At 75.3% G+C, this 4518-nt stretch carries 3 protein-coding genes; 1 reads left to right on the forward strand and 2 read right to left on the reverse strand.

The window, feature by feature from the left end; translation table 11 throughout:
* On the forward strand, window positions 1-730 hold a 730-nt coding region (locus AB4039_RS41485; RefSeq protein ID WP_442273223.1), incomplete at its 5' end, for a polysaccharide deacetylase family protein.
* 12 nt (window positions 731-742) lie between these two features.
* Here the strand turns inward: AB4039_RS41485 and AB4039_RS41490 are convergent.
* Together AB4039_RS41490 and AB4039_RS41495 are read right to left on the reverse strand one after the other, a co-directional pair.
* The gene (locus AB4039_RS41490; protein WP_442273224.1) at window positions 743-1609 is read right to left on the reverse strand and encodes an ABC transporter permease; all 867 of its coding nucleotides are present in this window, start codon (window positions 1607-1609) and stop codon (window positions 743-745) included.
* The gene (locus tag AB4039_RS41495; protein ID WP_442273225.1) at window positions 1606-4329 is read right to left on the reverse strand and encodes an alpha/beta fold hydrolase; all 2724 of its coding nucleotides are present in this window, start codon (window positions 4327-4329) and stop codon (window positions 1606-1608) included. The genes AB4039_RS41490 and AB4039_RS41495 overlap by 4 nt, the downstream gene beginning before the upstream one ends.
* Window positions 4330-4518: the final 189 nt, after the last annotated feature.

Raw genomic sequence — 4518 nt, forward strand, 5'->3', positions numbered from 1 at the left:
CGCCTCCGCCGCGAGCGCGGCGGCTCCCGCGCCGGACGCGGCACGCCGGGCCCGCCGTCGGACGGGGCCGCGCCCGCCCGCGGCGTGGTTCGGAGCCGAACTCCGCCGGATCCCCACCACCCGCAAGGTCGTGGCGCTCACCTTCAACGCCGCCTGGGACGAGGCCGGCATCGACGTCGTCCTGGCCGAGCTGCGTCGGCGGAAGCTGCCCGCCACCTTCTTCCCCACCGGCGCGTTCGCGCGGGCCCACCCCGCCGCCGTGCGGGCCATGGCCGCCGCGCACGGCCTCGGCAACCACTCGTACAGCCACCCGTACTTCGACGACCTCGACACCGCGGAGCGGCAGGAGGAGATCCGCCGCGCCGACGCGGCGATCCGGGAGGCCTCAGGCGTGGAGCCGCTGCCGTTCTTCCGGTTCCCCTACGGCGAATCCACGGACGAGTCGGTCGCCGACGTCAACGACCTCGGCTACGCGGTGATCGAGTTCACCACCGACACCAACGGGTACCTCGGCCCCGAGGGAGGGATGACCGTGGACCGGGTGGTCCGGCGTGCCGTCGACGCCCTCGCCCCCGGCGCCGTCCTGCAGATGCACGTCGGCAGCACCGGCGACGGGGTCGTCCTCGACGCCCGGGCCCTGCCCCGGATCATCGACGCGGCGCAGGAGGCCGGCTACGCGATCACCGACCTCCGCGGCTTCCTCACCGACGCGGCCGACGCGCCGGACTGAGCGGGCAAGGCCTCACGACACGATGTCCTTGCGCGAGAACCCGCGGAACGCGAGGGCGAACAGCACCACCGCGTACGACACCGACACCACGGTCCCCTTGATCATCCCGCCCCATTCCAGCTGCGGCTGCAAGGCGTCCGCCCACGCGAACTGCCAGTGCGCGGGCAGGAACTCGCGCCACGACCCCAGGGCCGTCACCGCGTCGAGCACGTTCCCGACGATCGTCAGCCCCACGGCCCCGCCGACCGCGCCCAGCGGCGCGTCCGTCCGGGTCGACAGCCAGAACGCCAGCCCCGCCGTCACCAGCTGCGACACGAAGACGAAGGCGACGGCCAGCGCGAGGCGCGGCAGGGTGTCCGCGGCGGCCAGCGCCCCGCCCGTCGGCAGCTTCAGAGGCCCCCACCCGTACGCCGCCGTCCCCGCGGCCAGCGCCACCACCGGCAGCAGCACGATCGCGCCGAGGCTGAACGCCAGCGCCACCACCAGCTTGCTCCACAGCAGCCGCGCCCGGGGTACCGGCGAGGCCAGCAGGTAGCGCAGCGAGGACCAGCCGGCCTCCGAGGCCACCGTGTCCCCGCAGAACAGCGCCACCGGCACCACCAGCAGGAAGCCGGCCGACACGAACAGGCACGTCGCCGCGAAGTTCGCGCCCGACGCCGTCGCCGTGTCGATCAGGCTGATCCGGCCGTTCCCGCCACCGGGACCGTCGTTCGGCCCGCCGCCCACCGCGAACGCGATGATCATGACGAAGGGCAGTGCGGCCAGCACCCCGCCCATCACCAGCGTCCGCCGCCTGCGCCACTGCCGCAGCGCCTCCACGCGCAACGGCAGTGTCCGCCCCGGCTCGTAGCCGGGCGCGCTCTCCTGGACGGCGCTCATGCCGTACCTCCGATCAGGGTGAGGAAGGCGTCCTCCAGCCGGCGGTGGGGTCCCACCGCCGCGACCGGCACGTCCAGCCGTACGAGTTCGGCGATCAGGGCGGCCGGGGTCGCTCCGGCGAGCCGTACGAGGATCCCGCCGTCCCCGGCCACCGCCGAGGCCACACCCTCCAGGGCCGCGACCTTCCCGACGACGGCCTCCTCCACCGGTCCCTCCACCGCGACGAGCAGGGTGTCCCCGCCACCGGTGATCTCGGCGACTTCGCCCGCCCGCACCAGCCGGCCGCGGTCCATGACCACCAGGTGCGTGCAGGACTGCTCCACCTCGGACAACAGGTGGCTGGAGACGATGACCGTCCGGCCGCCCGCGGCGTAACGGATCATCACGTCGCGCATCTCGCGGATCTGCGGCGGGTCCAGGCCGTTGGTCGGCTCGTCGAGGATCAGCAGGTCCGGCATGCCCAGCATGGCCTGCGCGATGGCCAGCCGCTGCCGCATGCCCTGCGAGTAGGTGCGCACGGCCCGGTCCAGGGCGTCGCCCAGCCCGGCGATCTCCAGGGCCTCCGCCATGTGCGCGTCGCCCGCCGGCCGGCCGGTGGCCTGCCAGTACAGCTCCAGATTGGCCCGGCCCGTCAGGTGCGGCAGGAAACCGGCACCCTCCACGAAGGCGCCGACGCGCGAGAGCACGGGCGCGCCGGGCCGGATCGGCTGCCCGAACACCCGGATCTCCCCGGCGTCCGGGGTGATCAGCCCCATCAGCATGCGCAGGGTGGTGGTCTTGCCGGCCCCGTTCGGCCCGAGCAGACCGAGTACCTGGCCCTTCTCCACCCGGAAGGAAAGGTCCCGCACCGCGTAGCGGTCCTGAGCCTTCGCGTACCGCTTCGTCAGCCCGGTGATGTCCAGTGGTACGTCGGCCCGCGCGGGTTCGGGCTGCGCTGCGCCCGCCCGCACCGTCGCGCGGCCCCTGCCGGTGCGCCGGATCCCGAGCAGCCCCGCGGCCACCGTCAGCGCGCCGAGCGGCAGCCACCAGGTCCAGGCGGGCAGGCCGGCCGCCGCCGTGCGGACCCCGTCGGCGACGGGCACGGCCAGCGGCCCCTGCGCCGAGACCGTGTACACGGCCGGCGCGGCGGGGGAGGCGTACCCCAGGTCGGTGGCGGCGACCACCACCCGCAGCCGGTGCCCGGCCTGGACGGAGTGGTCGATCGCCGGGAACCGCAGCGACAGGTTCCGGCCCTGTCCGGCGTCCTCCACCCGGACGGGGGCGACCAGCTGACCGGGCAGCACCTGCTGACGGCCGTCGGGCCCGACGTCGTACACCTTGCCGAACAGGACCGCGGATCCGTCCGCGGCCGTCGACCTCACGTTCAGGGTGAGGGTCGGGGTGCCGGTGACCCGCAGTTCCTCCGTCAGTGGCTCCGAATCGAACCGGGCGTTCTGCCCCGGGAAGTCCAGCGACAGCCCGGCGCCGAGGGCGGCGAACTGCCCGCCGATGCCGGGCAGCGAGGAGAGCGCCGGCGGGGCGCCGCCCGCCGGGTTCGCGAAGGTCTGCTCCCGCCCGGACAGCGCGAAGGGGCGCGGGGCGGAGGTCAGGCCGGGGTAGCGGTCGGAGCTCGCGCCGCGCAGTTTGACCTGCCCGTCGGTGGAGTCGACGCCGCCGGAGCGCGAGACCCGGAAGGCCGGGCCGGTGTCCGCGGCCGGGTCGCCCTTCAGGTGGCGGTCGAACCAGGCCGTCACCCGGGCCTCGACGCGGCCCGACTCGCGCATGCCGCCGTCGTGTCCGCCGGCCGCCCAGTCCACCGAGACGGGGGCGCCGTTCGCCGCGATGGTCCTGGCCATGGCGTCGGCCTGGTCCAGCGGGAAGAGGGAGTCGTCCTGGCCCTGCACGATCAGGGTGGGCACCTTGATCCGGTCGCCCACCGCCGAGGGGCTGCGCCGCTCCAGCAGCTCGCGCGCCTCGGCGTCCGGCTTTCCGGCCACCGCGACGCGCTCGTACATGGCGCACAGCTGCGGCTCGAACCGGCCGCAGCCGGGTGCCGCAGCGGGGGCGGGGGGACCGGCGTTCGCGGCCGCCGGCTGGAGGCCGCCCGTGGCACCGGTGGTGAAGAAGATCCCGGCCCACAGCTTCTTGAAGACGCCCTGCGGGAACAGGGCGTCCGCGAGGTTCCAGTACGTGATCTGCGGGGCGATGGCGTCCACCCGCCGGTCGTGGCCGGCGGCCAGCAGTGCGACGGCACCGCCGTACGAGGCCCCGGCCACGCCCACGCGCGGGTCGCCGTCGGCGTCCAGGCGCACCTCGGGCCTGCGGGCCAGCCAGTCGATCAGCGCGGAGACGTCCTTCACCTCGTGCTCGGGATCGTTCAGCCCGATCTTGCCGCCCGAGCGGCCGAAGCCGCGCGCCGACCAGGTCATGACGGCGTACCCGTCGCGGGCCAGCCGCTCCGCCTGGGCCCGTACGTCGTCCTTGCTGCCGCCGAAACCGTGCCCGAGGAGTACCGCGGGGCGTCGTTCCCCGCCCTCCCCGGCCGTGAAGTAGGAGGTGTCGATCCCGGCGCCCGGCGGTTCCAGGCCCGGCACCTTCAGCATCTGGTCCTGGCGGTGCACGGCCGGCGCGTCCCCGGAGGCGGTGGCCGCCGTCCAGGTACCGGCGCCGGCCAGGACCGCGAGGGCGGCGGCGCCGGCGAGCAGGCGGTCGCGGCGCCGACGGGGCAGTCGTGGCTTCATACGGGAACACTAAAGCCAGAGTTCGCCGTGCGCGGGCTCCCTCAGGGGGAGCCCCGCCCCTTCTCCAGGACTACACGGCCGGGCCCGGCCTACCGCGTCCGCGGTACGCGCCGCCCGGTTCCGTGCGCGCGCCGCGGTACCAGGCCGCGCGGCGCCGCGGCACCCGGCCGCGCCGACCGCGGTCCACGC

Origin of the sequence: Streptomyces sp. M-16 (assembly GCF_052114405.1) — a bacterium.
In the GTDB taxonomy this organism is placed as follows: Bacteria; Actinomycetota; Actinomycetes; order Streptomycetales; family Streptomycetaceae; genus Streptomyces.